Source organism: Pseudokineococcus sp. 5B2Z-1 (assembly GCF_037482305.1).
In the GTDB taxonomy this organism is placed as follows: domain Bacteria; phylum Actinomycetota; class Actinomycetes; order Actinomycetales; family Quadrisphaeraceae; genus Pseudokineococcus.
In genome coordinates, this window is record NZ_JBBHZG010000003.1 from 78,741 (window position 1) to 104,627 (window position 25,887).

General features: G+C 77.4%; 25 protein-coding genes and 1 tRNA gene. 14 read left to right on the plus strand and 12 right to left on the minus strand.

The features are described 5' to 3' along the window. The first annotated feature begins 161 nt into the window (after nt 1–161). Together WDV85_RS08850 and WDV85_RS08855 are read left to right on the plus strand one after the other, a co-directional pair. Nucleotides 162–779: a DUF6318 family protein gene (locus tag WDV85_RS08850; protein ID WP_339570257.1), complete on the plus strand. Its 618-nt coding sequence runs from the start codon at nt 162–164 to the stop codon at nt 777–779. Between the two features lie 68 nt (nt 780–847). After that, nucleotides 848–1,726 (plus strand): PKD domain-containing protein, encoded by an 879-nt coding sequence (locus WDV85_RS08855; RefSeq protein WP_339570258.1) that lies wholly within the window; start codon nt 848–850, stop codon nt 1,724–1,726. Nucleotides 1,727–1,795: 69 nt separating this feature from the next. Here WDV85_RS08855 and serB read toward each other — a convergent pair whose 3' ends face one another. Both serB and glgC read right to left on the minus strand, forming a co-directional pair. Continuing rightward, nucleotides 1,796–2,566, minus strand: a complete 771-nt coding sequence (gene serB / locus WDV85_RS08860) for a phosphoserine phosphatase SerB (protein WP_339570259.1) — start codon at nt 2,564–2,566, stop codon at nt 1,796–1,798. 200 nt (nt 2,567–2,766) lie between these two features. Then, a complete protein-coding gene (gene glgC / locus WDV85_RS08865; RefSeq protein ID WP_339570260.1) occupies nt 2,767–4,020 on the minus strand; it encodes a glucose-1-phosphate adenylyltransferase in 1,254 nt (417 codons plus the stop codon). Between the two features lie 80 nt (nt 4,021–4,100). Between glgC and glgA the strand changes: the two genes are divergently transcribed. Further along, nucleotides 4,101–5,393 (plus strand): glycogen synthase, encoded by a 1,293-nt coding sequence (gene glgA, locus WDV85_RS08870; protein WP_339570261.1) that lies wholly within the window; start codon nt 4,101–4,103, stop codon nt 5,391–5,393. Here glgA and WDV85_RS08875 read toward each other — a convergent pair. Together WDV85_RS08875 and WDV85_RS08880 are read right to left on the minus strand one after the other, a co-directional pair. Further along, nucleotides 5,369–5,998 carry a hypothetical protein gene (locus tag WDV85_RS08875; protein WP_339570262.1) on the minus strand — a complete coding sequence of 210 codons (630 nt, stop codon included), beginning with the start codon at nt 5,996–5,998 and terminating at the stop codon, nt 5,369–5,371. The genes glgA and WDV85_RS08875 overlap by 25 nt on opposite strands. A 78-nt stretch (nt 5,999–6,076) precedes the next feature. Then, nucleotides 6,077–6,859, minus strand: a complete 783-nt coding sequence (locus WDV85_RS08880) for a hypothetical protein (protein WP_339570263.1) — start codon at nt 6,857–6,859, stop codon at nt 6,077–6,079. Between the two features lie 165 nt (nt 6,860–7,024). Between WDV85_RS08880 and WDV85_RS08885 the strand changes: the two genes are divergently transcribed. The 3 genes from WDV85_RS08885 (at nt 7,025) to WDV85_RS08895 (ending at nt 9,739) form a co-directional block, all read left to right on the plus strand. Further along, nucleotides 7,025–7,921 carry an ABC transporter ATP-binding protein gene (locus WDV85_RS08885; protein ID WP_339570264.1) on the plus strand — a complete coding sequence of 299 codons (897 nt, stop codon included), beginning with the start codon at nt 7,025–7,027 and terminating at the stop codon, nt 7,919–7,921. A gap of 106 nt (nt 7,922–8,027) precedes the next feature. Beyond that, on the plus strand, nt 8,028–8,849 hold the full coding sequence (locus WDV85_RS08890; protein WP_445263277.1) for a sulfite exporter TauE/SafE family protein: 822 nt from the start codon (nt 8,028–8,030) through the stop codon (nt 8,847–8,849). Next, the gene (locus tag WDV85_RS08895) at nt 8,846–9,739 is read left to right on the plus strand and encodes a TrmH family RNA methyltransferase (RefSeq protein WP_339570266.1); all 894 of its coding nucleotides are present in this window, start codon (nt 8,846–8,848) and stop codon (nt 9,737–9,739) included. The genes WDV85_RS08890 and WDV85_RS08895 overlap by 4 nt, the downstream gene beginning before the upstream one ends. Nucleotides 9,740–9,895: 156 nt before the next feature. Here WDV85_RS08895 and WDV85_RS08900 read toward each other — a convergent pair whose 3' ends face one another. The 3 genes from WDV85_RS08900 to ppc form a co-directional block, all read right to left on the minus strand. Further along, nucleotides 9,896–10,420 carry a YbaK/EbsC family protein gene (locus WDV85_RS08900; RefSeq protein ID WP_339570617.1) on the minus strand — a complete coding sequence of 175 codons (525 nt, stop codon included), beginning with the start codon at nt 10,418–10,420 and terminating at the stop codon, nt 9,896–9,898. Nucleotides 10,421–10,505: 85 nt separating this feature from the next. Next, nucleotides 10,506–11,111: a GXWXG domain-containing protein gene (locus WDV85_RS08905; protein WP_339570267.1), complete on the minus strand. Its 606-nt coding sequence runs from the start codon at nt 11,109–11,111 to the stop codon at nt 10,506–10,508. A gap of 20 nt (nt 11,112–11,131) precedes the next feature. After that, nucleotides 11,132–14,044, minus strand: coding sequence for a phosphoenolpyruvate carboxylase (ppc, locus tag WDV85_RS08910; RefSeq protein WP_339570268.1), 2,913 nt, complete (start codon nt 14,042–14,044; stop codon nt 11,132–11,134). 170 nt (nt 14,045–14,214) lie between these two features. On the opposite strand from ppc, the gene WDV85_RS08915 reads away from it, so the two are divergent. Further along, nucleotides 14,215–15,747, plus strand: a complete 1,533-nt coding sequence (locus tag WDV85_RS08915; protein ID WP_339570269.1) for a DHA2 family efflux MFS transporter permease subunit — start codon at nt 14,215–14,217, stop codon at nt 15,745–15,747. 459 nt (nt 15,748–16,206) lie between these two features. On the opposite strand, the gene WDV85_RS08920 is transcribed toward WDV85_RS08915, so the two are convergent. Beyond that, nucleotides 16,207–16,294 (minus strand) — tRNA-Leu (locus tag WDV85_RS08920). Nucleotides 16,295–16,491: 197 nt separating this feature from the next. On the opposite strand from WDV85_RS08920, the gene WDV85_RS08925 reads away from it, so the two are divergent. Beyond that, nucleotides 16,492–17,844 carry a M20/M25/M40 family metallo-hydrolase gene (locus WDV85_RS08925; protein WP_339570270.1) on the plus strand — a complete coding sequence of 451 codons (1,353 nt, stop codon included), beginning with the start codon at nt 16,492–16,494 and terminating at the stop codon, nt 17,842–17,844. Nucleotides 17,845–17,851: 7 nt separating this feature from the next. Here the strand turns inward: WDV85_RS08925 and WDV85_RS08930 are convergent, their stop codons facing one another. Both WDV85_RS08930 and WDV85_RS08935 read right to left on the minus strand, forming a co-directional pair. After that, nucleotides 17,852–18,268 carry a type II toxin-antitoxin system VapC family toxin gene (locus WDV85_RS08930; protein ID WP_339570271.1) on the minus strand — a complete coding sequence of 139 codons (417 nt, stop codon included), beginning with the start codon at nt 18,266–18,268 and terminating at the stop codon, nt 17,852–17,854. Nucleotides 18,269–18,293: 25 nt separating this feature from the next. Continuing rightward, nucleotides 18,294–18,593 carry a DUF5703 family protein gene (locus WDV85_RS08935; RefSeq protein ID WP_339570272.1) on the minus strand — a complete coding sequence of 100 codons (300 nt, stop codon included), beginning with the start codon at nt 18,591–18,593 and terminating at the stop codon, nt 18,294–18,296. Between the two features lie 163 nt (nt 18,594–18,756). Here WDV85_RS08935 and WDV85_RS08940 point away from each other — a divergent pair, with 163 nt between their 5' ends. Beyond that, nucleotides 18,757–19,071, plus strand: coding sequence for a primosomal protein (locus WDV85_RS08940; protein WP_339570273.1), 315 nt, complete (start codon nt 18,757–18,759; stop codon nt 19,069–19,071). Between the two features lie 66 nt (nt 19,072–19,137). Here the strand turns inward: WDV85_RS08940 and WDV85_RS08945 are convergent, their stop codons facing one another. Continuing rightward, nucleotides 19,138–20,145: an aldo/keto reductase gene (locus WDV85_RS08945; protein ID WP_339570274.1), complete on the minus strand. Its 1,008-nt coding sequence runs from the start codon at nt 20,143–20,145 to the stop codon at nt 19,138–19,140. A gap of 113 nt (nt 20,146–20,258) precedes the next feature. Between WDV85_RS08945 and WDV85_RS08950 the strand changes: the two genes are divergently transcribed. Next, on the plus strand, nt 20,259–21,359 hold the full coding sequence (locus WDV85_RS08950) for an LLM class F420-dependent oxidoreductase (RefSeq protein ID WP_339570275.1): 1,101 nt from the start codon (nt 20,259–20,261) through the stop codon (nt 21,357–21,359). Beyond that, nucleotides 21,359–22,219, plus strand: a complete 861-nt coding sequence (locus tag WDV85_RS08955; RefSeq protein ID WP_339570276.1) for an undecaprenyl-diphosphate phosphatase — start codon at nt 21,359–21,361, stop codon at nt 22,217–22,219. The genes WDV85_RS08950 and WDV85_RS08955 overlap by 1 nt, the downstream gene beginning before the upstream one ends. 25 nt (nt 22,220–22,244) lie before the next feature. Here the strand turns inward: WDV85_RS08955 and WDV85_RS08960 are convergent, their stop codons facing one another. After that, the gene (locus WDV85_RS08960) at nt 22,245–23,291 is read right to left on the minus strand and encodes a magnesium and cobalt transport protein CorA (protein ID WP_339570277.1); all 1,047 of its coding nucleotides are present in this window, start codon (nt 23,289–23,291) and stop codon (nt 22,245–22,247) included. Nucleotides 23,292–23,407: 116 nt separating this feature from the next. Between WDV85_RS08960 and WDV85_RS08965 the strand changes: the two genes are divergently transcribed. The 3 genes from WDV85_RS08965 to WDV85_RS08975 are packed head-to-tail and all read left to right on the plus strand — an operon-like array spanning nt 23,408 to nt 25,806. Continuing rightward, entirely contained in the window at nt 23,408–24,124 is a 717-nt protein-coding gene (locus WDV85_RS08965; protein WP_339570278.1) for an MSMEG_4193 family putative phosphomutase, read from the plus strand. Between the two features lie 42 nt (nt 24,125–24,166). Continuing rightward, on the plus strand, nt 24,167–24,742 hold the full coding sequence (locus tag WDV85_RS08970; protein WP_171204050.1) for a DUF3090 domain-containing protein: 576 nt from the start codon (nt 24,167–24,169) through the stop codon (nt 24,740–24,742). Next, entirely contained in the window at nt 24,670–25,806 is a 1,137-nt protein-coding gene (locus tag WDV85_RS08975) for an SCO1664 family protein (protein WP_339570279.1), read from the plus strand. The genes WDV85_RS08970 and WDV85_RS08975 overlap by 73 nt, the downstream gene beginning before the upstream one ends. The last annotated feature ends 81 nt before the right edge of the window (nt 25,807–25,887 follow it).

Genomic DNA, 25,887 nt, shown 5'->3' on the forward strand with positions numbered 1-25,887 from the left:
GGACGGCACGCCGACGTCGACCCCACGCGGTCCACCAGCGCCGGCCGCAACCCACGGGGTGCACCACCGAGGGCGCCCGAACCGGGGCGGACGGCTCGGTTCATCCACAGGGGCCCGAACGTCACCGGATCGGGGAGGTCGGGTCTGGCTACGGTCGGCGGGTGCGCCTCCTCGTCCCCGCGGCAGCCGCTGCGGCCCTGCTCGCGCTCTCCGGTTGCAGCGACCCCGAGCCCGGCTCGCCCCTGCCCACCGGCGCGCCCGCGGAGACGTCGACGACGGCCCCTCCGCCCGCCCCCACCGCGACGGCGACACCGACCGACGACGCCCCGACCCCCGAGCCGGGTCCGGCCCCGACCCTGCCGCCCGAGGCGACGACGGACGACGCCGCCGGCGCCGAGGCCTTCGTGCGGTACTGGTACGACTCGCTCAACTACGCGATCCGCACCGGCGACACCGCCTCCGTCCGAGAGGCATCGCTGCTGCCCGAGTGCATCGAGTGCGAGGCCCTGGCCAGCTCGGTGGAGTCGGCCTACGACGCAGGAGGGTCGCTCGTAGGTGGCCGGGCCGACGTCGTCGAAGCCATCGCGCCCACTCCCGACGGTTCTGGCGCAGTCCTCCTATCGGTCGTTGTCCAGCAGCAGCCTCTGCAGCGGTTGGACAGCGCGGGCGACGTGGTCAGCGACGACATGGGCGAGGGGGTCGACGAGTCGAGCCAGTCGGTCGTCATCGGCCGTAACGACACCGGTGATGGATGGCTCATGGTTGGACTCGGCCAGTGAGGCTCCAGCAGACTGGCTCGTTGTGGCCACCCCTGGTCGCCGTCGCCGTCTGTCTCACTGCGCTCGCGGTGAGCCTCGTCGCCCCACCGACCGCGCTCGCCGCCGCCAGCGACGACGTCCCGAAGATCTCGCCCCACCTCCGCGAGGGCGCCGCCGACCTCCTCGGGCGCTACCGGGCGCCCTCGAGCGGCCGTCTAGCGTCGTCCAGCGCGTCACCACGCACAGGCGGGCTGATTGTCGACGCGGTCACCACCAAGCCAAACCCCTACGTCTACCGCTACCTGCCCGCGTGCTCCGGCAACGACGCGAACGGTGGGGCGAGCGATGACTGCGGGGCGACGCGGGCGGCGTGCCCGCCGGGGCAGCTGATGTTCTTCGTGTGGCAGGCGCCGGCGACGGACGGAGTGGCGTCGGGTCCGTTCACGCAGACGGGCCGGGTGTGCCGGGTGCCGTTCCAGCCGGGGGAGCCGGGGGCGCCGGACGCGGTGGAGGCGCTGGTGCTGCCGGTGATGACGCAGGCGGACTTCCAGCGGCTGCCGCTGCCGGCGGGGCGCTCGGGGGTGGAGCCGGCGTCCGGCGAGGTGCTGGTGGCGATGCCGACGAACACCTACGCCGTGGCCGAGCCGGTGACCCTGCAGACGGACCTGCTGGGGTTCCCGGTGACGGTGCGGGCGACCCCGGTGGCGTACACGTGGGACTACGGCGACGGGACGGTGACCGGTCCGACGTCGGAGCCCGGGGCGCCGTGGCCGGACCTGCGGGTGACGCACGTGTACGAGCGGTCGGGTGAGTACGCGATCACGTTGACGACGCACTACGAGGGTGAGTACTCGGTGCTGGGCGGGCCGTTCCTGCCGGTGCCAGGGCAGGCGCAGGTGACGAGCGACCCCGAGCCGGTGGTGGCGTTCGAGGGCCGCACCGCGCCCGTCGCCGACCCCCTGCGCTGACCCGCCCCACCCCGACCGCTGGGCGCCCGTCCCCGCGCCGAGCCCGCGGGGCCCGTGCGCAGGACGGTCTCAGCCGCCCTCGGGCCGCCCGACCCCCACGAGGTGGGCGACGGCGGTGAGGTCGCGGTGGCGCAGCACCACGTCAGCCGCCGCGGCGAGCACCGGCCTGGCGCAGAAGGCCACACCCGTGCCGGCGGCGCGCACGGCGTCGAGGTCGTTGGCGCCGTCCCCGACGGCGACCGTCCCCGCCGTCGGGACGCCGTGGCGCTGCGCCAGCTCGTGCAGGAAGCGCTCCTTCGCGGCGGCGTCGACGACGTCGCCACGGACCCGGCCCGTCAGCCGGCCCGCCTCGGCCTCGAGGACGTTGGCGCGGGCGTGCGGGATGCCGAGGGCGGCCGCGAGCGGCTCGACGACCTCGAGGAACCCGCCCGAGACCACGCCGACGGGCACGCCCGCCCCGGCCAGCGCGGACGCCATGACGGCGGCGCCGGGGGAGGGCACGACCTCGGCCAGGACGTCGTCCAGCACACCGACGGGCAGGCCCTCGAGCAGCGCGACGCGGCGGTGCAGGCTCTCGGCGAAGTCGACCTCGCCGCGCATGGCGGCCTCCGTGACGCGGGCGACCTCGTCCTCGACGCCGGCGCACGCCGCGAGCATCTCGACGACCTCGCCGGTGATGAGGGTCGAGTCGACGTCGAGGACGACGAGGCGCGGCAGCACGTCGAGCTCCGCGGGCACGACGACGAGGTCGTTCGTCGGCCCCGGCGCCTCCTCCCGGGCCCGGGCCCGCAGCGCGGCCACGACGGTGCCGACGTCCGCGCCCGGCGCCGAGGGCTGCACCCGCCACTCGACGCCGGCGTCATCGTCGCCCTCGAGGGCGGGCAGGGCGCGCTCGTCGACGACGCGACCGCCGGCCGCGGCGACCCAGCCCGTCGCGGCGCCGACGGCGTCGGCCCAGGCGCGCTCGGCGTGCTGCCGCTCCCGTCGACCGCCCGGACCCCGGTCGCCGTAGAGCAGCAGGACCCGCGCGGCGGGCTCGCTCAGGGCTCGACCACGGCGTTCTTGCCGACCACCGTGAGTCCCGAGGGGGTGACGACGAAGCCGCGGGCGCGGTCGTGGTCGGGGTCGAAGCCGATGCGGGCCCCCTCGGGGATGACGACGTTCTTGTCGATGATCGCCCGACGCACCGCGGCGTGGCGCCCGACCTCCACGCCGTCGAGGAGCACCGAGTCGGTGACCGTGCTCCACGAGTGCGCCGCCGCGCCGCTGGACAGCACGGAGCCCTCGACCGTGGCGCCGGACACGACGACCCCGGGGGCCACGATGGAGTTCACCGCCGTGCCCGCGCGCCCGTGCCACCCGTGGACGAACTTGGCCGGGGGCAGGGGCCGCTGCTGGGACAGGATCGGCCAGCGGTCGTTGTAGAGGTTGAAGACCGGCAGCGCCGACGTGAGGTCCATGTGGGCCTCGTAATAGGAGTCGATGGTCCCGACGTCGCGCCAGTAGCCGCGGTCGCGGTCCGTGGCCCCCGGCACGTCGTTGCGCTGGAAGTCGTAGACCGCCGCCGACCCGCGCGAGACGAAGTCGGGGACGATGTCGCCGCCCATGTCGTGCTTGGAGGAGTCGTCCGCGGCGTCGCGGGTGACCGCCTCGACGAGGGCGTCGGCGTCGAAGACGTAGTTGCCCATCGACGCGAGGATCTCGTCGGGCGACCCGGGGATCGTCGTCGGGTCGGTGGGCTTCTCGCGGAAGGCCGTGATGCGCGGCGTCGAGGCCATGTCGGCGCCCTCGCCGACCTCGATGACGCCGAACTGGTCGGACAGCCCCACCGGCTGGCGGATGCCGGCGACGGTGCAGCCGGCCCCGGAGGCGATGTGGGCGTCGACCATCTGGGAGAAGTCCATGCGGTACACGTGGTCCGCGCCCACGACGACGACGATGTCGGGGCGGGCGTCGTCGACGAGGTTGAGGCTCTGGTAGATCGCGTCGGCGCTGCCGAGGTACCAGTTCTTGCCCACGCGCTGCTGCGCCGGGACGGGCGTCACGTAGTTGCCGAGCATCGTCGACATGCGCCACGTCATGGACACGTGCTTGTCGAGGCTGTGGGACTTGTACTGCGTCAGCACGACGATCTGCAGGTACCGCGAGTTCGCGACGTTGCTGAGGGCGAAGTCGATGAGCCGGTAGGTGCCGCCGAAGGGCACGGCCGGCTTCGCCCGGTCGGCCGTCAGGGGCATCAGCCGCTTGCCCTCGCCGCCGGCGAGGACGATGGCGAGGACGCGAGGGCTGGACATGGGCAGACCCTAGGGGCCGACGCCTGCGGCGCAAGGCGTCCGGCCGCCGCGACCTGCGCGCGGGCGCTACGGTCCGCCCCATGGCCAGCGCCGCCCACTCCGCCGCAGCGACCCCGGGCACCGGACCGGGCGCCGACCCGGGCGCCGGTGCCCTCCCGCACGAGGGGGGAGGGCGGCCGCGCGTCGACCTCCTGACCCGCGAGTACCCGCCCGAGGTCTACGGCGGTGCGGGCGTCCACGTCGCCGAGCTCGCGCGGGCGCTGCGGCCGCTGGCCGACGTCCGGGTGCAGTGCTTCGGCGCGCCGCGCGTGGAGGACGGGGTGACGGCGCACCCCGAGCCGGAGACCCTCTCCGGCGCCAACGCCGCCCTGCGCACCCTGGGTGTCGACCTCGGCATGGTGGCCGCCGCCGAGGGCGCCGACCTCGTCCACACCCACACGTGGTACGCCAACCTCGCCGGCGTGCTGGCCGCGAAGCTGCACGGCGTCCCGCACGTGGTGACGGCGCACAGCCTCGAGCCGCTGCGCCCGTGGAAGGCCGAGCAGCTCGCCGGCGGCTACCGGCTGTCGAGCTGGGCGGAGGAGCAGGCGATGACGACGGCGGACGCCGTCGTCGCCGTCAGCGCGGGGATGCGCGCCGACATCCTGCGCTGCTACCCGGGCGTCGACCCCGCGCGGGTGCACGTGGTGCACAACGGCATCGACGCCGACGACTGGCGGCGGGACGACTCGCCGGAGGCGCACGAGCACGTGCGCTCCCTCGGGGTCGACCCCGACCGCCCGAGCGTCGTCTTCGTCGGGCGCGTCACGCGCCAGAAGGGGCTGCCGCACCTGCTGCGCGCCGCGGCGCAGCTGCCCCCGGAGGTGCAGCTCGTCCTCTGCGCCGGTGCGCCCGACACCCCCGAGATCGCCGCGGAGGTCGACGAGCTCGTGTCCGCGCTGGCCGCGATGCGCACCGGCGTGGTGCGGATCGACCGCATGCTGCCGCGCGCCGAGCTGTGCCAGGTGCTCTCGCTCGCGACGGTCTTCGTGTGCCCCTCGGTCTACGAGCCGCTCGGCATCGTCAACCTCGAGGCGATGGCCTGCGGCACCGCCGTGGTCGGCACGGCGACCGGGGGCATCCCCGAGGTGGTCGACGACGGCCGCACCGGCTGGCTCGTGCCCATCGACCAGGTGCAGGACGGGACCGGCGCTCCCACCGACCCCGAGGCCTTCGCGGGCGACCTGGCCCGCGTCCTCACCGAGGCGGTCTCCGACCCGGCCGAGGCGCGGCGCCGCGGCGAGGCCGGTCGCGAGCGCGCCGTCGCCGAGTTCTCCTGGGCGGCCATCGGCGAGCGGACGATGGAGGTCTACCGGTCGGTCCTGCCCGGCTGACCGGCTCGCCGCGCCGCTGCGGCGAGGACGAGGAGGCCTCCGGCCACGGCCCACGCCCACGGCTCGGGCCCGCCGACCACGAGCTGCGGCCCGGCGTCGCCCAGGCCGAGCCGGTCGAGGGAGGCGCGCTGGGCCGCCGCCGTGACGGCCGGCCCCACCACCCCGGCGAGGAGGACCCCCGCGGCCGCCAGGACCAGCGCGCGCGCCTGGGGCCGGCGCCAGGGACGTCCGGCGACCGTGGTGCGCAGCAGGGCGCTGAGGACGACCGCCACCAGGGCGGCTCCCACGCCGAGGGCCGCGGCGTCGGCCCGCTCGGCGAGGCGCTCGAGGGCGCCGGCCCCCCAGACCCGGACGACGGGCCCCGTGGGACCGCTGGAGACGACCGCGTCCAGCGCGGCCTCCACGGCCGGGCCGGGCGCGTCGGGCAGCACGACGGGGACGGCGGGCGGTGCGGGCGCCTGCGTGGCGCCGTTCACCGCGTAGGCGGGGCCGACCACCGCGGCGGCCACCGCGGCGACGAGCAGCAGCGCGCGCCGTCCGTCCAGCGGCCGTGCGCGGGGCGGGGCGGCGTCCTCGTCCGGCAGGTCCTGCGCTCCGACGGCCATCCCCGCAGGCTGGTCGACGCCGCCGGAAGTGTCGACCCCGCGCCCCGGCCGGTCGCGCCCCACGTCTCCCGCGGTCTCTCAGCCGGGGCGGACCGGCTCCAGACCGGCGTTGACGGCGGCCACGACGGCGTGGCGCGCGACGGCCTCCACGCCGCGCAGCGCGTCGCTGCGCCCGGCGGCCTCGAAGCCCGTGACGGCGGCGCCGTCGTCCTCGGAGGCGAGGGCGACGATGCCCCGCAGCCGCGCCGCGGTGGCGAGCACCCGCTGGGCCCGCGGTGGCGTCGACGGGGGCACGGCGTCGCGGGGGAGCGCCCCGTCGCGCACCAGCGCGATCCGCGTCGCGGCGTCCTCGCGCCAGCGCGCCACGTCGAGGCGGTGCAGGGCCCCGAGGGCGTCCTCGAGGGCCCGCGACAGCTGGCGCTCGGCGTCCGCGAGCGTCGTCGACGGCGGGGCCGTCGGCCGCTGCACGAGCTCCGCGTGCCAGGCGACCATCGCCCCCGGCTCGAGCGCCGAGCCGAACTCGGTGACGTCGGGCCACGCGCCCCAGCGGCGCCCCGCCCCGTCCTCGTCGTCGGTGAGCACCGCCTCGCCGACGTCGAGGGCCTCGACGTTGAAGGACGCCGGCCCGGGCAGGCCCGAGACGTCGCCCGGGACCGGCAGCACGACGCGCAGGCCGCGGTGGCCGGCCGCGCGCCAGCCCTCGAGGAGCTCGGCGAGGTCGGCGGCGGGGGCGTCGCCGGCCGCGGTGTGCGGCTCGTCGTCCCGCTGGACGGCGCGCACGGCCGTCCCCACCGGTGCCTCGCCGCGCAGGACCGCGGTGCCCCAGGCGGCCAGCCGTGCGGAGCGGGGGAGGTCGATCACGCCGACGAGGGTACGCAGCGGGCCGCCGCCGGCCGCTGGTGGACGGGTCGACCGGACGGGTCGGCGGACCGGCCTGCGGGTGCGCCGCGGCCCCCTCGGGGGCACCGCACCGGGCACCGCCGCCGGGCCCGGGACGCGCCGCGGGGCGGCAGTAGGGTCGCGGCCATGAGCGAGGGCACCGGCCGCACCAGCACCGCACCGCGACCGGTCTCCCCGTCGACGGGGCCCTCCGCCCGTCGTGCCGCCGTCGCGCCGACCGCCAAGGGCGCGCCCGACGAGCCCGTGCTCGACCTCGGCGGCGTCACGGTCGTCCGCGACGGCCGCCCGCTGCTCGACGACGTCTCCTGGGCCGTCGGCGCCGACGAGCGCTGGGTCGTCCTCGGCCCCAACGGGGCCGGGAAGACCACGCTGCTGCAGGTCGCGTCGGGCCGCCTGCACCCCACGCGCGGGCGGGCGGAGGTGCTGGGGGAGGAGCTCGGCCTCGTCGACGTCTTCGAGCTGCGCCCCCGCATCGGCCTGGCCAGCGCCGCGCTCGCCGAGCGGGTGCCCCCGGGGGAGCGCGTCGTCGACGTCGTCCTCACCGCCTCCTACGGGATGGTCGGGCGCTGGCGCGAGGAGTACGAGGGCCCCGACCACGACCGCGCGCTCGAGCTGCTCGCCGCGCTCGGCGTCGCCGGCCTCGAGCGGCGCACCTACGGGACGCTGTCGGAGGGGGAGCGCAAGCGCGTCCAGATCGCCCGGGCGCTGATGTCGGACCCCGAGCTCGTGCTGCTCGACGAGCCCGCCGCGGAGCTCGACCTCGGCGGGCGCGAGGACCTCGTGCAGCGCCTCGGCGCCCTCGCCGCCGACCCCCTGTCGCCCGCGCTCGTGCTCGTCACCCACCACGTCGAGGAGGTCCCGCCCGGGATCACCCACGCGCTGCTGCTGCGCGAGGGGCGCGTGGTCGGCCAGGGACCGCTCGAGCAGGTGCTCACCGCGGAGGCCCTGGGGGCGACCTTCGGGCTGCCGCTGCACGTCGAGCGGTCCGGGGGCCGCTGGTCGGCCCGGGCCGCCCGCGCGTGAGGGGCGGAGGCGCGGCGGGCAGAGGCACGGCGGGCAGGGGCCCGTCGAGCTGGCGCGTGAGGACGGCGTGAGCGAGGCCCTCCTCGGCGACCTCACCGGCTGGCAGCTGCTCCTCCTGTCGCTGGCGGCGGTGTGGGCGGGCGCCATCAACGCCGTCGTCGGCTCGGGCACGCTCGTCACCTTCCCGACGCTCGTGGCGATCGGCGTCCCGCCCGTGTCCGCGACGATGTCGAACGCCGTGGGGCTCGTCACGGGCGGCGTCTCCGGCACGTGGGGCTACCGGCGCGAGCTGCGCGGCCAGGGCGCCCGCGCGGCGCGGCTGGTGCCCATGTCGGTGCTCGGCGCCCTCGTCGGCGCGTTGCTGCTGCTGCACCTGCCCGCGACGACCTTCGAGACGGTGGTCCCCGTCCTCGTCGTCCTCGCGATCGTGCTCGTCCTGCTCCAGCCGCGACTGCAGGCGCGCACCCGTCGGCGCCTGGAGCGGCGGCTGGCCGTCGGCGGTCCCGCGTCGCCGACCTCGCTCGAGAGCACCGGCGCCGGGTCGAGCGCGGCGCCCGGCCCCGGGCGCACCGGGCAGGTCGTGCTGCTCGTCGTGACCTTCCTCATCGGGGTCTACGGCGGCTACTTCACGGCGGCGCAGGGGATCCTGCTCGTCGGCGCGCACGGCGCGCTGCTCGTGGAGCCCCTCCAGCGGCTCAACGCGATGAAGAACCTGCTCTCGCTCGTCGTCAACGTCGTCGCGGCGGCGGCGTACGTCGTCGTCGGGTTCGACCGGATCGTCTGGGAGGCGGTCCTCGTGATCGCCGTCGGCTCGCTCGTCGGCGGCCTGCTCGGCGCCTCCGTCGGACGACGGCTGCCCAGCGCCGTGCTGCGCGCGACGATCGTCGTCCTCGGCGTCGTGGCCCTCGTCGCGCTGGTCGTGCGATGAGCGACGCGCACGTGCCCGAGGGCGTCGAGGTGCCGCCCGGCGTCGTCGTCGACCGCGTCGAGGACGCGACCGACCCCCGCCTCGGCGACTACACCGGCCTCACCGACGTCGCGCTGCGGCGCGTCCGCGAGCCCGCCGAGGGCCTCTACATGGCCGAGTCGAGCACCGTGCTCGAGCGGGCGCTCGAGGCGGGCCACCGCCCGCGCTCGGTCCTGCTCGCGCCCCGCTGGCTGCCGGACCTGCTGCCGCTGCTGGCCCGGCACGGCGTCGGCGCGGACGACGGGCCGCCCGTCCCGGTGCACGTCGCCGACGAGCCGCTGCTGCGCGACATCACCGGGTTCCACCTCCACCGCGGCGCCCTGGCGGCCATGCACCGGCCGGTGCTGCCCGCGCTCGACGACGTCCTCGCCGGGGCCCGCCGTGTCGCGGTGCTCGAGGACGTCGTGGACCACACCAACGTGGGCGCCGTCTTCCGCTCCGCCGCGGCGCTGGGCGTCGACGCCGTCCTCGTCTCGCCGCGCTGCGCCGACCCGCTGTACCGGCGCTCGGTGCGCGTGTCGATGGGGACCGTCTTCCAGGTGCCCTGGACGCGCCTCGAGCCGTGGCCCGGCGGCCTGGACCTCCTGCGCGAGCGGGGCTTCGCCGTCGCCGCCCTGGCGCTCGCCGACGACGCCGTCAGCCTCGACGACCTCGCCGCCGACCCGCCCGAGCCCCTCGCCCTGCTGCTCGGCACGGAGGGGGACGGCCTGTCCCGCGGGGCGGTCGTCGGCAGCGACGTCGTCGTGCGCATCCCCATGGCGGGCGGCGTGGACAGCCTCAACGTCGCCGCCGCCAGCGCCGTCGCCTTCTGGGCGCTGCGGGCGCCGGGCGCCCCGCCCGGGACGTCATAGCCCCTTTCCGTCGCGGGGGCCCCGGGAGCCGGACGTCGTAGCCGTCTTCCGTCGTGAGGGCCCTCTTCCGCGCACTTCGTCGCCTTCCTCCACCGCGGGGCCCCGAGGCACGACGTCGTGGCCCTCCTCTTCGCCGAGCCCCGCGCGCGTCGGGGCTCAGGCGGGGCGGCCGAGCCCCTCGTGCACCTCGGCGCCGGGCAGGCGCGCCAGCAGGGCGCCGGGGAGGGCGAGCTTGGACCGACGCACGCCGCTGCCGACGACGGCCCGGGGGAGGCCCGCCACGGCCCCGTCGACGAGGACGCGCCACCCGCCGGGCAGCCCCACCGGGGTGATGGCGCCGAAGTCCATCCCGGAGGCGCTGACGGCGTCCTCCCGGGCGAGGAAGGACGCCTTGCGGACGTCGAGCGCGCGCTTCACGAGGCCGTTGACGTCGGCGCGGTCGGTGCCGCGGACCAGGGCCGCCGCGACGCGCTGCTCGCCGTCCCGCCGTCCACCGACGAGCACGCAGTTGGCCGACTCCTCGAGCGTGACGTCCGAGGACGCCACCAGGGCGGCGGTGTCGGCGACGTCCGGGTCGATCTCCGCGACGAAGACCGTCGCGGCGTCGTCCGCCGGGAGGGCGCGCAGCGCGGCGGCGACGGGCTCGGCGAGCAGGTCGGGCCGCTCCAGCGCGGCGTCCAGGCCAGGGTGTGCTGCTGCGGGGTCTCGCTCACGCCCGCCACCGTAGGCGCCGCGCCGCCCGCGTCAGCGGCGGCCACCGCCCTGCTCACCGGGGTGCCGGCCGCCGGTGTGCCGGCCGCCGGTGTGCTGGTCGTCGGCGGGCCGGCCCTTCCCGGTGCAGGGCGAAGAAGAACGGCCGCTCGAGGCCCCGCGCGTCCATGAGCCCGAGCAGCCCGCCGTCGTCCAGCGCGCGGAGGTGGTCCACCACCGGCAGCGCGTCGTAGAGCATCGCCGCCGACGTGACGCCCCGGTGGCGCACCGGACGCAGCCGGGCCCTCGGGCGCCCGGTGCGGCGCAGCGGCAGCGCCCCGCGCGCCGCGGCCGCGACCCGCTCGTCGTGCAGGAGCCCGCTGGCCCTCACGACCAGCCCGACGGGCACGCCGGCGGGGTCGACGGCGAAGGGCTCGCCCCCCGGGCGGGTGGCGAAGAGCAGCGGGTGCGCCGCGTCCGCGCCGTCGAAGCGCTTGCCGTGCCAGCCGAGGAGCTCGAGCAGGCCGTCGAGCGGGTGGCCCGTCGGCACGCCGGTGCCCCGCCACGCGCCGAGGACGTCGTCGACCTCGACCGCCGGCAGGGCGTCGAAGAGCGCCAGCGCGTCCTCCGTCGTCCGCACACCCGCGAGCCCCGCCCGACGTCCCTCTCGGTCTCCGCCCACGACGTCCCCTCGCCCCCGGGTCAGCCGGTGTTGCGCATGCCCGCGGCGATGCCGTTGATCGTCAGCAGCAGCGCCCGGCGCAGCACGGGGTCGACGTCGTCGCCCGCCGCGCGCGAGCGCTGCAGCAGCTCGACCTGCAGGGCGTGCAGCGGGGCCAGGTAGGAGTCGCGGAGCTCGAGGGTGCGGCGCAGCACCGGCGAGGCCTCGAGCAGCTCGGACTGCCCCGTGACGGCGAGGACCTCCTCGGTCGTGCGCGCGTGCTCGGCGCGCAGGTCCTCCAGCAGCGCCGCCTGCCCCTCGTCGCAGAGGGTGTCGACGTACCGCTGGGCGATGGACAGGTCGGTCTTCGCCAGGGTCATCTGCACGTTGCCGAGGAAGCTGCGGAAGAAGGGCCAGGTCTCGTACATCGCCCGGAGCTCGTCGGTGCGCCCGGCCTCGCGCGCCGCGGCCAGCCCCGAGCCGACCCCGAACCACCCGGGCACGTTGATCCGGCTCTGCGTCCAGCCGAACACCCACGGGATGGCCCGCAGGTCCTCCAGCCCGCCGGTGCCACCGGGGCGGCGCGCCGGCCGCGAGCCGATGTTGAGGTGCCCGAGCTCCTCCACCGGCGTCGCCGCGAGGAAGAACGGCACGAGGCGCTCGTCCTCGACGAGGCCGCGGTAGCGGTCGCGGCCGGCCGCGGCGACGACGTCCATCGTCGCGTCCCAGGAGTCGAGGACGGAGCGGTCGACGACGGGCGCGCTGCGCAGCACCGACGCCTCGAGCACCGCCGAGAGGGCGACGTCGAGGTTGTGCACGGCGAGGCCGTGGAGCAGGTACTTGTCGGAGATGACCTCGCCCTGCTCCGTGACCTTCATGGCGCCGTCGAGGCTGCCCGCGGGCTGCGCGAGGATCGCCTCGCCCGTCGGGCCGCCGCCACGGCCGACCGACCCGCCGCGGCCGTGGAAGAGCCGCAGCTGCACGCCGTGCTCGCGGGCGACGTCGCGCAGCGCCCGCTGGGCGCGGTGGATCTGCCAGCGCGAAGCGGCGATGCCGCCGTCCTTGGAGCTGTCGGAGTAGCCGAGCATGATCTCCTGCACGTCGCCCCGGGCGGCCACGAGGCGCCGGTAGGACGGGTCGGAGAGCAGCGTGCCGAGCAGGGGGCCCGCCGCCTCGAGCTCGGTGATCGTCTCGAACAGCGGGGCGAAGCCCACCCGCGCCACGGCCGGGGCCTCGGGGTCCGCGGGGAGGTCGACGAGGCCCACCTCGCGCCCCAGGACGGCGACGGCGAGGAGGTCGTCCACCCCCTTCGTCATGGAGACCACGTACGTCTCGACGGCGTCGTCGCCGAAGCGGTCGAGCGCCGTGCGCACCGTGCGGAAGAGCTCGACGACCTCCGCGGCCGTGCCCTCGACGGCGTCGAGCGTGGCCGCGCTCGCGAGGGGCCGACCGCCGGCCAGCTCGGCCGACAGGAGCGCCCGCCGCTGCTCGCGGTCCATCTCGCCGTAGGGGCGGTCCGCGGCGCGGGCCCGGTCCACCAGCGCCTCGAGGGCGGTGTGGTGGCGCTCGGAGTGCTCGCGCACGTCGAGCACTGCGAGGCCGAGGCCCGTGGCCGCGGCGGTCCGCAGGGCGCGCGCCACGACGCCGTGGGCCACGAGCTCGCAGCCGTTCTCGACGAGGGAGCGCTGGACGAGCTCCAGCTCGTCGAGCAGGTCGCCGACGCCCGCGTAGTCCTGCCCCGGCACGTGGGCGCCGCCCGCCGTCAGGCGCCGACCCGTCCCCTCCAGGCGGGCGCGCACGTAGGAGAGCTTGAGCCGGTACGGCTCCTCGCTGTTGAGGCGGTGCCGCAGCTCCCACACGCCCGGCAGCTGCTCGCGGTCGCGCTCCAGGCTCTCGCGCAGCTCCGCGGAGACGGCGACCACCTGCGTCGAGGACGCGAGCTGGACGACGAGCTCGTCGACGAGGCGGAGCAGGACCTCGACGCCCGTCGCGTGCTGCTGGGCCAGGACGTCGAGCGTGACGGCCGGGGTGACGTTGGGGTTGCCGTCGCGGTCCCCGCCCACCCAGCTGCCGAAGCGCAGGGGGCGCGCCCGCCCGCCGAGCTCGACGCCGAGGCCCCGCAGGCGGCGGTCGAGCTCGTCGAGGAGGTCGGGCATCACCGTCGTGGCCAGCGAGGAGAGGTAGTACAGGGCCGAGCGCGCCTCGTCGGCCGGCTGCGGGCGCTCCACGCGGAGCTCGTCGGTCTGCCAGAGCAGGTCGACGAGCTCGACGACGCGGCGCTCGTCGGCCTCGACGTCGGCGGCGCGACGGCGCGGGTCGCCGCTGCGGTCCAGCGCCGCGGCCGTGCGGGAGAGCAGGTCGAGCACCGAGCGCCGGCTGGACTCGGTGGGGTGGGCGGTGAAGACGGGTCGCAGCTCCATGCGGTCGACGACGGCCTGCAGCTGCTCGCGGCTCACGTCGCCGGCCTCGAGCGCGGCGGCCAGCCGCGGGACGGTGTGGGCGAGGCCCGCGCCCGGGCGGCTCGCCAGCTCCTGGGAGCGGTGCAGCTGCTCGGTGATGTTGGCGAGCTGGAAGTAGGCCGTGAAGGCTCGCGCGAGGACGACGGCCGTGCCGTCGTCCACGTCGGCGAGGACGCGGCTGAGCTCGGCGCCCTCGTCGGGGCGGCGGGCGAGGTGGCGCACGCGCTCGACGAGCGCGAGGAGGTCGGCGCCCTCGTGGCGCTCGAGCGCCTCCCCGAGGAGGGCCGCGAGACGGCGGACCGACGCCCGCAGCTGGGCGTGGGCCTCGTCGGACGACACCCCGTCCACGGCGGGCGCCGCGGCGGCGGCGCCGCCGGCCCGCGCGTCCTCGGCCGGGTCGCCGTCCGTCGCCGCGGACGTCCGGTCGGCGCCGGTGCCTCCGCTGCTCGACCCTGTGCTGCTGGACCGGGTGCTGCTCATCGGGGCGCTGCTCATGGGGCTCCTCGGGTGCGGGGCCCGACCGCCGCGCCCGCGAGCCGGGGCGCGCCGGCCGCGCCGGGTCCGGGTGTCGGCGTCCAGTGTGCTGCAGGCCACACCGGGGCGGGGGCGGCGTCCGCCAGGCGGCGCGGCGGCCGGGGGCCACGACGCGGACCTACCCTCCGGAGGTGAGCTCCCGCACGCCCCCGCCGCAGCCGGTCGGGCCCGGTGGGGTCCCCGACCACCACGGCACGGGCCACCACGGCACCGGTCACCGGCGCGGTCGCCCCCGTCGCCCCGCGGCGACGGCGCCCGAGGGCGGGGTGCGCGCCGGGACGGCGCAGGGGAGGGCGGTCCTGCTCGTCCTGGTCCTCGCCTCGGGCATGGCCTTCCTCGACGGCACGGTCGTCAACGTCGCCCTCCCGAGCATCGGCGCGGACCTGGGCGCCGACGTCGCCGGGCTGCAGTGGACCGTCACCGCCTACCTGCTCACGCTCTCCTCGCTCATCCTCCTCGGCGGCTCGCTGGGCGACCGCTACGGGCGCCGCCGGGTCCTGCTCGTCGGCGCCGTCGCCTTCGCCGTCGCCTCGGCCGGGTGCGCCCTCGCCCCCGACGTGCCGACGCTCGTGGCCGCCCGCGCCGTCCAGGGGGTCGGCGGCGCGCTGCTGACGCCGGGCGGCCTCGCGGTGCTGCAGGCCAGCTTCGCCCCGCAGGACCGGGCGCGGGCCATCGGCACCTGGTCCGGGCTCACCGGCGTGGCGGGCGCCGCCGGCCCGGTCGTCGGGGGGTGGCTCGTGGCGTGGGACTGGCGGGCCGTCTTCCTCCTCAACCTGCCGCTGGCGGCGGCCGTCGTCGTCCTCGGGCTGCGGCACGTGCCCGAGTCGCGCTCGCCCGAGCGGGCGCCGTCCCTCGACGTGCCGGGAGCGGTGGCGAGCGCCGTCGGGCTCGGGGGCCTCACGTACGCCCTCGTGGCCGGGCCCGAGGACGGCTGGGGCGCGCCGCCGCTCGTCGCGGCAGCCTTCGGTGTCGTGGGGCTGGTGGCCTTCGTCCTGCGCGAGCGGCGGACGCCGCACCCCGTCGTCCCGCCGTCGCTGTTCTCGTCGCGGGTCTTCACCGTCGTCAACGTCGGCACCTTCGCCGTCTACGCCGCCCTGTCCGGCGTCATGCTCCTGCTCGTCCTGCAGCTGCAGGTCTCGCTCGGGTGGAGCGCTCTCGCGGCGGGCGCCGCCATGGCGCCCTCGACGCTGCTCCTGCTCCTGCTGTCGGGGCGCTCGGGAGCGGCGGCGGCGCGGACCGGACCGCGCCTCCCGCTCGTCGTGGGGCCCCTCGTCGCCGCGGTCGGCGTGGCGCTGCTCGCGGGTGTCGGGCCGGGGGACACCTACCCCGTCGACGTGCTGCCCGGCGTCCTGCTGCTCGGGGCGGGCCTCGTCGTCACCGTCGCGCCGCTGACGGCCACCGTGCTGGCGGCGGCGCCGGACGCCCTGTCCGGCACGGCGAGCGGCGTCAACAACGCGGTCGCGCGCTCGGCGGGCCTCGTCGCCGTCGCGGCCCTGCCGGCCGTCGTCGGGCTCACCGGCGCCGCCTACGCCGACCCCGCGCTGCTCACGCCGGCCTACCGCGCCGCGACGCTCGTCTGCGCCGGGCTGCTCGCCCTCGGCGCCCTCGTCGCGCTCGTGGGCGTGCCGGGCGGGCGCCTCGACGACGTCGCGCCGCGCGACTGACCGCCCCGCCGGGGCGACGTGTGGCCATGTCGCCCTGGCCCCGCCTCCTCCCAGGGCGATGTGCGGCCATGTCGTCCCGGACCCGCCCCTTCGGGAGGCGATGTGTGGCCATGTCGCCCCTGCGCCGGCCCCGACGGTCAGCGCAGTGCTGCCCGGTCGCCAGCCCTCGGCTTGGTGAGGGCCGCGTCGCGGTCGAGCGCTGCCGAGCGCGCCGCGCCTCCGCTTCGGCGGGGGTCGTAGGGCGTCATGGCCACACATCGCCCCTCGGGCGGCCCTCACGGGGGCGTCATGGCCACACATCGCCCCTCGGGCGGCCCTCACGAGGGCGTCATGGCCACACATCGCCCCGCAGGAGGCCGCCGCTGGGGGCCGGGGCGGCGTGGTCGGACCTGGCCGAGGAACAGGGGCCGACAGGCCCACGGACGACGACGGGCCGCCCTCGGCGAGAGCGGCCCGTGCTGGTGTCCGGAGGGGGACTTGAACCCCCACGCCCGATAAAGGGCACTAGCACCTCAAGCTAGCGCGTCTGCCATTCCGCCACCCGGACAGGTGCCGTGCGGCGCCGGAGCGCCGCGAGCGGTGGAAAAACTACCACGGGTCCTGGGGCGTCCCCGACCGCTCGCCGCCGGGCCGCCGGCCGGCCCGAGCGCCCACCCCGACGCCCCGTCCTGACGGCCCACCCCGACGCCCCCGCCCTGACGCCGCGGCGGGGCCGCCGACGCCCCCGCCGGTAGCGTGCCGGGCATGACGGACCTCACCCGCACGCCGTCCGCCCCCGACGCCGGCGCCGCGACCGGCGTCCCCTCGGCCGCGGACGAGGTCGTCGAGATCGCGCGCGACCTCATCCGCATCGACACGTCGAACTACGGCGACGGCAGCGGGCCGGGGGAGCGGGCCGCCGCCGAGCACGTCGTCGGCCTGCTCGAGGAGGTCGGGCTGTCCCCGGAGCTGCTGGAGAGCGACCCGGGCCGCGCGAGCGTCGTCGTGCGCGTCCCCGGTGCGGACCGCGAGCGGGGCGCCCTCGTCGTCCACGGCCACCTCGACGTCGTCCCCGCCCGCGCGGCGGACTGGAGCGTCGACCCCTTCGCCGGCGAGGTGCGCGACGGCCTGCTGTGGGGCCGCGGCGCCGTCGACATGAAGGGCATGGACGGGATGATCCTGTCCGTCGTGCGCCAGATGGTCCGCGAGGGCCGCACGCCGCCGCGCGACCTCGTCGTCGCCTTCTTCGCGGACGAGGAGGCGGGCAGCGTCAAGGGGGCGACGCACCTCGCGCGCACGCGCCCCGACCTCTTCGAGGGCGCCACCGAGGCGATCAGCGAGGTCGGCGGCTTCTCGATCGACGTCGCCGGGCAGCGCTGCTACCTCCTGCAGACCGCCGAGAAGGGCATCGCGTGGGTCCGGCTCGTGGCCCACGGCCGCGCGGGGCACGGCAGCCAGGTCAACGGGGAGAACGCCGTCACCCGACTGGCCGCCGCCGTCGCCCGCATCGGCGCGCACCGGTGGCCGACCGAGCTGCGGCCGTCCGTCAGCGCCTTCCTCGAGGGGGTCCGCGACGTCACGGGCGAGCCGCTCGACCCCGAGGACTTCGACGCGCTCACGCTTACGCTCGGGACGACGGCCAACTGGGTGGGCGCCACCCTGCGCAACACCTCGAACCCCACGCAGCTCGAGGCCGGCTACAAGCACAACGTCATCCCCGGGACGGCGACGGCCCTCGTGGACTGCCGCACGCTGCCGGGGCAGGGCGACCACGTCCTCGAGGTCGTGCGCGAGCTGGCGGGGCCCGGCGTCGACGTCGAGGTCGTCCACGCCGACGCCGCCCTCGAGACCGACATGGAGGGCTCGCTGCCCGAGGCCATGGTGGGCGCGCTGCTCGCCGAGGACCCGGGAGCCCGCGTGCTGCCCTACTGCCTGTCCGGCGGCACCGACAACAAGGCGCTGGCCAAGCTGGGCGTCCGCGGCTTCGGCTTCGCGCCGCTGCAGCTGCCGCCGGAGCTCGACTTCGCCGGCATGTTCCACGGCGTCGACGAGCGCGTGCCCACCGAGTCGCTGCGCTTCGGCACCCGCGTCCTCGACCGGCTGCTGCGCACCTGCTGAGGCGGCCCTACGGCGCGTCGGCGGGAGCGCCGCCGAGGCCGGTCAGCGCCTCCAGCGGTGCGAGCCGGACGACGCCGGCGACCAGCGCCCGCAGACGGGCGTCACCGCTGACGAGGGCGTCCGCCTGCAGGAGGGCGACGGCCACGACCTCGGCGTCGGCCGTCGCCCACCCGTGCTCGCGGGCGAGGCGCCAGGCGGTCCGCCGCGACACCCGGTCGCCCAGCAGCCGCACCCGCAGCGACGTGAGGTCGTCGAGCAGCGCCAGGGCGCGCGCCTCCTCGAGGCGGCCGGCGCGCACCGCGCCGAGGACCAGGTCGAGCACCTGGGAGCGCAGGGCCGCCGTGCCGACGAGCGGGTGCACGGGGTCGTGACCGGCCTCGAGCAGGCTCAGCACCGCCGGCGCGTCGACGGCGAGGCGCGGCATCCCGGTCGGCCCCGCGCCTGCGGCCTCAGGCGGTCCGCTGCATGCGGATGATGCGCCGGCGCAGCACGACGCGCCGCAGCCCGCCGACGTAGAGGCGCACGCCCGCGAGCTCCCACTTGCCGTACTCCGCCTCCTCCGTGAGGAGGGCGCGCGCCTGGCCGCCGGAGGTGCCGCGGGGCAGCACGACCTCGCGGTACTCGAAGGTCGAGGCGCGGGGGCGACCGGGTGCGCGCCCGCCCCGGGCGGCGTCCTCGTCGGGCGCCGAGTGCGTGGGCCGCTCGGAGGGCTGGTCCCCGCCCCGGGGGGTGCGTCGGCTCGCGTCCATCGCGCGTCATGGTGCCACGAGGCTCCTCCCGGACCCCGGTGACGCGACGGGTGCGACGTCGGACCCCGCCCCGGAGGGCGGGTGCCGCACCGTGGCGCGGGGCGCGGACGGCACCTGCTCGCACCCGTCGCCGACGACCCTTCCGCGCGGCTACGGTCCTCCCATGAGCACCGAGCCCCGCGCGGCCCTGGCACGTCTCGTCGGGGCGCTCGAGGCGCACCTCGACGCCGTCGAGCGACGCCGCTCCGAGACCGACCCCGTGGTCAAGGACGCCTACCAGTCGCTGTCGGACGCGTTCGAGACCTACGACGAGGCGCTCTACGACGCCTTCGACGAGGTGACGCCCTTCGTGCTCTTCGACGACTCCGACGAGGACGACGACGACCTCGAGGACGACGACGAGGACGACGACGACCTCGAGGACGACGACGACCAGGACGACGACGACGAGGACGACGACAGCCGCCCGCGCCTGTAGGCGCGCAGCCGTGCGGGCGCCGGCGCCCCCTCGACCGGGAAGCGACGGCCGCCGGGCGACCGGCGTCTAGGGGCGCCCGACGGCCGTCCGGGCCGAGGACACCTCGTCCAGCGCCGCGCGGATCGGTCCCGGCAGCCGCAGGTCCTCGCCCGCGAGCGCGGCGCGCAGTTGCGCCGCCGTGCGGGCGCCCGTGACGGCGCTGGCGACGCCGGGGCGGTCGGCCGCCCACGCGAGGGCGACCTCGAGCGGGGAGCGCTCGAGCCCGTCGGCGGCGGTGCGCACGGCCTCCACGACCCCGCGCGCCGAGGGGTCGAGGTGCGGCTCGACGACGTGCACGAGGTGCGGCGAGGCCGCCCGGGAGTCCGCGGGCAGCGCGTGGCGGTACTTGCCCGTCAGCACCCCGCCGCCGAGGGGGCTGCGGGCGAGCAGGCCCACCCCGCTCGCGGCGGCGGCGTCGCGCAGGTCGACGTCGGCCCAGCGGGCGACCAGCGAGTGCTCCACCTCGACGGCGACGAGCGGCGCCCCGCCGGCCTGCGCCAGGGCGGCGGCGCGGGCGGTCTGCCAGGCGCCGTGCTCGGCGAGGCCCGTGTAGCGCGCGCGTCCGGAGCTCTGGGCCTCCGCCAGGGCGGCGAGGGACTCCTCGACGGGCGCCCCGTCGTCCCCGGGGCCGCCGTCGCCGACGTGGCCGCCCGGGTCGGCGCCCCGGTCGGTGCCGCCGAGCAGCAGCAGGTCGACGTGGTCGGTCCGCAGGCGCGCCAAGGAGTCGTCGAGGTCGGCGAGGAGGCTGCGCCGCGAGCCGTCGGTGCGGCGCGCGGCGCCGAGCCCGCGGGAGCCGACGCGCAGGGCGAGCACGAGGTCCCGGCGGGGGACGACGTCGTCGAGCAGCGCGCCGAGGAGCTCCTCCGCCTCGCCGGAGCCGGAGGCCGCGGTGCTGACGAGGGTGCCGCCGGCGTCCGCGAAGTCGCGCAGCTGCTCGGAGGCCTCGTGCTCGTCGGTGTCGCGCCCCCACGTCAGGGTGCCGAGCCCGAGCCGTGAGACGCGCAGGCCCGACCGTCCGACGCGCCGGGTCTCCATGGCGCTCGACCCTAGCCGCGGACCGGGCGGGCTCCCGGTCCGCCCGGCGGGCGCCGCACCGAGCCGTCCGCCGGTGGCGGGCCGTGGGTCCCGGCGTCGCTACTGTCGGCGCCGTGCGTCTGGGCGTCGACCTCGGTCAGGGTCCGCAGGTCTCGGCCGCGGGGCCCGGTGGTGGGGGCGAGGACCCGTGGGCCCGCGTCCGCCTCGCCGAGGAGGCCGAGCGCCTGGGGTACGCGGTCGCGTGGGCGGCGGAGGCCTACGGCACCGATGCCGTCACGGTCCTGTCCTGCGTCGCCGCGCGCACGACGCGCATCGGCGTCGGCAGCGCCGTCCTGCAGATCCCCGCCCGCAGCGCCGCCATGACGGCGATGACGGCCGCCTCGCTCGACGCCCTCTCCGGCGGCCGCTTCCACCTGGGGCTGGGGGTCTCCGGCCCGCAGGTCTCCGAGGGCTGGCACGGGGTGCGCTTCGACGCGCCGCTGCGGCGCACGCGCGAGCACGTCGAGGTCGTCCGGATGGCGCTGCGCCGGGAGCAGGTGCGCTACGACGGCCGGCACCTGCAGCTGCCCCTGCCCGACGGGCCCGGGCGGGCGCTGCGGCTGTCCGTGCGGCCGCTGCGGGCCGACGTGCCCGTGTACCTCGCGGCCGTGGGCCCGAAGAACCTCGAGCTCGCCGGGGAGCTCGCCGACGGCTGGCTCGGGATCCTCGTGACGCCGGAGCACCTGCCGGACGCGCTGGCGCACCTGGCGGCGGGACGGCGCCGCTCGGCGCACGCCGACGCCCCCCTCGACGTCGTCGCGTCCGTCGCCGCCGCGCCCTCGTACGGGACCTCGGTCGCCGAGGACGACGAGGCGGGGCGCCTCGGGGCCCTGCGGGCCCGGCTCGCCCTCTACGTCGGCGGCATGGGCAGCCGCGAGCAGAACTTCTACAACGCCCTGGCCGTGCGGCTGGGCTACGAGCGGGAGGCCGCCCTCGTGCAGGACCTGTACCTCGACCGCCGGCACCGGGAGGCCGCCGCGGCGGTCCCGCGGGGCCTCCTCGAGGCCACCAGCCTCGTCGGGCCGCCCGCCGCCGTCCGCGACCGCCTGGCCGCCTACGCCGAGGCGGGGGTGACGACGCTCTCCGTGCTGCCCGACGGGCGCGACGAGGCCGAGCGGGTCGCCGTGCTCCGCACGGTCGCCGAGGCGCTCGACGCCAGCGGGGCGGGCTCCTGATGGGGTGGGTCGAGGCGCTGGTCCTCGGTCTCGTGCAGGGGCTCACGGAGTTCCTGCCCATCTCCTCCAGCGCGCATGTGAGCATCGTCGGCCAGCTGCTCTTCGACGGCCGCGACCCCGGGGCCGCCTTCACCGCGATCATCCAGCTGGGCACCGAGGCGGCCGTCGTCGTCTACTTCTGGCGCGACATCGTCCGGATCGTCCGGCAGTGGGCGCTCTCGCTCGTGGGCCGCGTTCCGCGCAGCGACCCGGACGCGCGGATGGGCTGGCTCGTCATCCTCGGGTCGATCCCCATCGGCGTCCTCGGGCTCCTCTTCCAGGACCAGATCGAGACCCAGCTGCGCAACCTGTGGATCACCGCCGTCATGCTCGCCGTCTTCGGCGTGCTCCTCGGCGTCGCCGACGCCCGGGCGTCGACCCGGAAGGACTTGTCCGACCTGTCGGTCCGCGACGGCCTGCTCTACGGGTTCGCCCAGGCGCTGGCGCTCGTCCCCGGGGTGTCCCGCTCCGGCGGCACCATCACCGCCGGCTTGCTGCTGGGCTACCGCCGCGAGGCGGCCGCGCGCTACGCGTTCCTCCTCGCCATCCCCGCCGTCGTCGCCTCGGGCGGCTTCCAGCTCGTCTCGGAGCTGGGAGAGGGCGGCGCCGCGTCCGTCGACTGGGGTCCGACCGTCCTGGCGACGGCCATCTCCTTCGGGGTGGGCCTCGCCGTCATCGCGTGGCTGCTGCGCTTCATCAGCACCCACACCTTCCGCGGGTTCGTGGTCTACCGGCTCGCGCTCGCGGCCGTCCTCGCGGTGCTGCTGCTCACGGGCGTCGTCGACGCCGCGCCCGTGGTGGCGCCCGCCGTCCAGCCCTGACGGCCGGGCCGGGCCGGGCCGGGCCCTACAGCCAGCCCGACCGCCGGAACGCCCGGTGCAGCACCAGGCAGACGGTGACCATGAGCAGGAGCGCCGCCGGGTAGCCGTAGCGCCACGCCAGCTCGGGCATGTACTGGAAGTTCATGCCGTAGATGCCGGCGATGACGGTGGGCACGACGGCGAGGGCCGCCCACGCGGAGATGCGGCGGGCGTCGTCGTTCTGCTGCAGGCCCACCTCGGCGAGGTGGGCGCTGTGGACGTCGCCGAGCTGGCGGTCGGTCGCCTCGACGGACTCGGCGGCCTGCTGGGCGTGGTCGGCCACGTCGCGCAGGAAGACCCGGGCCCCCTCGGGCACGAGGTCGAGGTCCTGCTGCCAGAGGCGCCGCACGGGCTCGACGAGCGGCCGGGCGGCGCGGATCATCTCGAGCACCTCCCGCTTGAGCTGGTAGACGCGCGCCGTCGTCCCGGCGCCGCGGTCGTCGGGGCTGAAGACCTCCTGCTCCAGGTCGCTGACGTCGACCTCGAGCTCGGAGGCGATGGCGACGTAGGCGTCCACGACGACGTCGAGCACCCCGTGGAGGACGGCGGCGGGGCCGAGCGCGAGGAAGTCCTCGTCGAGGCGCCCGCGGGCGCGCTCGACCACGCCCTCGTCCTCCCGCGAGACGGTGAGCACCCAGCGGTCGCCGAGGACGACGAGCACCTCGCCGGTCTCCACCGCCGAGCGGCTGTCGTCGTAGCGGACGGGCCGCGCGCTGAGCAGCACGGACCCGCCCTCGTCGCCCGGGTAGCGCTCGAGCTTGGGGCGCTGGCGCCCGGTCTCGAGGTCCTCGACCGCCAGGGGGTGCAGGTCGAGGACCTCCGCGTAGCCGGAGAGGTCGCCCTCACCGGGGTCGATGTGGTGGACCCACACGAAGCCGGCGCCCTCGGCGCGGGCCCGGGCCAGGGCGTCGGCGGTCTCCGCCGCGCCGGGGACCCGCGCCGGGGGCGGCGGGACGGACGACGCGCCGGCGTGCGCCGGGACGGCGACGTCGTGCAGGCGGGTGCCGTCGCAGGTGCGGACGATGGCGCTCACGGGTACCTCCGGAGGGGTCGTGGCCCCGGCCGGGGCTCGGCGCGCGCGAGGGGCGCGGGTCGGTCGGTCCCGGCCGGCGCGGGGCGCGGCCGAGGACGGCGCCTATGGTGGCGCCCGTGCCGACCCTCCTGCTGGTCCGACACGGGCGCACCGCGGCCAACGCCTCGGGCGTGCTCGCGGGGCGGACGCCCGGCGTCGGCCTCGACGACAGCGGCGCCGCGCAGGCCGCGGCCCTCGGGCAGCGCCTCGCGGGCGTCCCCCTCGCCCGGGTCGTCGCCAGCCCGTTGGAACGCACCGTCGCGACGGCGCGCGCCCTCCTCGCCGTCGGCGGGACGGCGCGCCGCCCGCGCCCCGACCTCGTCGAGGAGCCCCGGCTGCTCGAGTGCGACTACGGGGACTGGACCGGCCGCGGCCTGCGCGAGCTGGCGAAGGAGCCGCACTGGAAGGTCGTGCAGGGCCACCCCAGCGCGGCTCAGTTCCCCGGTGGCGAGTCGCTGCGCGACGTCCAGGCCCGGGCCCTGGCGGCGGTCCGCGAGCACGACGCCGCGGTCGCGGCGGAGCACGGCGCGGACGCCGTGTGGGTCGCCGTCTCCCACGGCGACGTCATCAAGGCGGTCCTCGCCGACGCCCTGGGCCAGCACCTCGACAGCTTCCAGCGCATCGTCGTCGACCCGGCCTCGGTCTCGGTCGTGCGGTACACCCCGCTGCGGCCCTTCGTCGTGCGCACCAACGACACCGGCGGCGACCTCGCCTCCCTCGCGCCGGCGCCGCGACGACGGCGCCGGGCGGCGGCGTCGTCCGACGCCGCCGTGGGCGGCGGGGCCGGGACCTGAGCCGGCCGGTGGGCGGCGCGGGCGCTGGGTAGTCTCGACGGCATGCCAGCGCAGGTCTTCGACTACGACCCGCCGGACCGCTTCGTCGCCGGCACGGTGGGCCCGGCGGGCTCGCGCACCTTCTTCCTCCAGGCGCGGGCGCGCAGCACCGGGCCCGTGCCCGTCGTCGTCTCGGTCGCCCTCGAGAAGCAGCAGGTCGCCACCCTGGCCGAGAAGGTCGAGGAGCTCCTCGACGAGGTGGTGCGCCGCAGCGGCGGCGAGGCGCCCGTGCCCGCGGTGACCCCCGTCGGGGCGGGCGACACCGAGCCGCTGGACACCCCCATCGAGGAGGAGTTCCGGGTCGGGACGATGAGCCTGCAGTGGGACGGCGACCGCGGCGTCGTCGTCATCGAGTGCTTCTCCGTCGAGGAGGACGAGGCCGGCGGCGGCCTGGGGGAGGGGCCTGAGCCCGACGCCCGGTCCGTCCTGCGGGTCTCCCTGTCCGGCGCCAGCGCCCGCGGCTTCGCCCAGCGGGCCTCGGCCCTCGTGGCGGCCGGCCGCCCGCCGTGCCCGTTCTGCCAGGGCCCGCTGGACCCCGAGGGCCACGTCTGCCCGCGCGCCAACGGGTACCGCCGCTGATCGGGGGCGGCGGGACGCCCGCGGGCCCGCGGTCCGGCGTCCCGCGCGACGGCGACGCGCTGGCGGACCTGCTCTCGCGCGGCGACCTCGAGGTCGTCGGGCGCATCTCCGGCTCCTCCAACGTCACCCTGCTCGCCACCTGCCGGGACGGCGGCACGGCCGTCCGCTGCGTCTACAAGCCCGTCCGCGGCGAGCGGCCGCTCCACGACTTCCCCGACGGCACGCTCGCCGGGCGCGAGGTCGCGGCCTCGCTGGTCTCGCGCGCGGGCGGGTGGGGCGTCGTCCCCACGACCGTCCTGCGCGACGGCCCCCTGGGGCCCGGGTCCGTGCAGCGCTGGGTCCACCCGCCGCGCGACGCCCCGCTGGACGAGGAGGCGGCCGAGGACGGCGTGGTCGACCCGTACGGCGCCGTGGACCCCGACGACGGGGACCCCGACGCCGAGGGCGCGGAGGGGCTGGATCCCCTCGACGACGACGCGGGGCCGGACGAGGCGGACGAGTCGGACGAGGACCTCGACGACGAGCACCTGCTGGGCGAGCCCGGCGCCGGGCTCGTCGACGTCGTCCCCCAGGGCGAGGTGCCCGCGGGGTGGCGCGGCGTCCTCGAGGCGTGGGGGCCCTACGGCGAGCCGGTGACCCTCGTCCACGCCGACGACCCGCGGCTGCTGTCCGTGGCCGTCTTCGACGTCGTGGCCAACAACGCCGACCGCAAGGCCGGCCACCTGCTGCTGGGACGCCCCGCGGCCGCGGACCCCGCGTCCGCCGCCGCGCGCGCCGACGGCCCGCCCGTGCACGGCATCGACCACGGCCTGGTCCTCCACGCCGAGGGCAAGCTGCGCACCGTCCTGTGGGGCTGGGCGGGGGAGCCGCTGCCCGACGTCGAGCTCGAGGCGCTCGACCGCCTGCGGGCGGCCCTGCGCGACGGCCTCGAGGACGAGCTGCAGGCCCTCCTCACCGGGTGGGAGGTGCGGGCGCTGCGCACGCGCGTCGACCGCCTCCTGCGCGGCGCCGTCATGCCGCAGCCGCCCGAGCACCGCAGCGCGGTGCCCTGGCCGGTGTTCTAGCGCCGGTCGCCCGGTCGCCCCGACGGGATCGCCGACTTCCCCGAGCCCGACGCCCGAGCCCGACGCCCGGGCCGGAGGACC

What these genes read in the sequence shown, in the direction of transcription:
- WDV85_RS08955 (WP_339570276.1), top strand. Translation starts at nt 21,359, where the DNA reads ATGGGGTGGGTCGAGGCGCTGGTCCTCGGTCTCGTGCAGGGGCTCACG.
- ppc (WP_339570268.1), bottom strand. Translation starts at nt 14,044, where the DNA reads ATGAGCAGCGCCCCGATGAGCAGCACCCGGTCCAGCAGCACAGGGTCG.
- WDV85_RS08895 (WP_339570266.1), top strand. Translation starts at nt 8,846, where the DNA reads ATGAGCGACGCGCACGTGCCCGAGGGCGTCGAGGTGCCGCCCGGCGTC.
- WDV85_RS08970 (WP_171204050.1), top strand. Translation starts at nt 24,167, where the DNA reads ATGCCAGCGCAGGTCTTCGACTACGACCCGCCGGACCGCTTCGTCGCC.
- WDV85_RS08930 (WP_339570271.1), bottom strand. Translation starts at nt 18,268, where the DNA reads ATGCCGCGCCTCGCCGTCGACGCGCCGGCGGTGCTGAGCCTGCTCGAG.
- WDV85_RS08885 (WP_339570264.1), top strand. Translation starts at nt 7,025, where the DNA reads ATGAGCGAGGGCACCGGCCGCACCAGCACCGCACCGCGACCGGTCTCC.
- WDV85_RS08925 (WP_339570270.1), top strand. Translation starts at nt 16,492, where the DNA reads ATGACGGACCTCACCCGCACGCCGTCCGCCCCCGACGCCGGCGCCGCG.
- WDV85_RS08945 (WP_339570274.1), bottom strand. Translation starts at nt 20,145, where the DNA reads ATGGAGACCCGGCGCGTCGGACGGTCGGGCCTGCGCGTCTCACGGCTC.
- WDV85_RS08940 (WP_339570273.1), top strand. Translation starts at nt 18,757, where the DNA reads ATGAGCACCGAGCCCCGCGCGGCCCTGGCACGTCTCGTCGGGGCGCTC.
- WDV85_RS08935 (WP_339570272.1), bottom strand. Translation starts at nt 18,593, where the DNA reads ATGGACGCGAGCCGACGCACCCCCCGGGGCGGGGACCAGCCCTCCGAG.
- glgC (WP_339570260.1), bottom strand. Translation starts at nt 4,020, where the DNA reads ATGTCCAGCCCTCGCGTCCTCGCCATCGTCCTCGCCGGCGGCGAGGGC.
- glgA (WP_339570261.1), top strand. Translation starts at nt 4,101, where the DNA reads ATGGCCAGCGCCGCCCACTCCGCCGCAGCGACCCCGGGCACCGGACCG.
- WDV85_RS08875 (WP_339570262.1), bottom strand. Translation starts at nt 5,998, where the DNA reads ATGGCCGTCGGAGCGCAGGACCTGCCGGACGAGGACGCCGCCCCGCCC.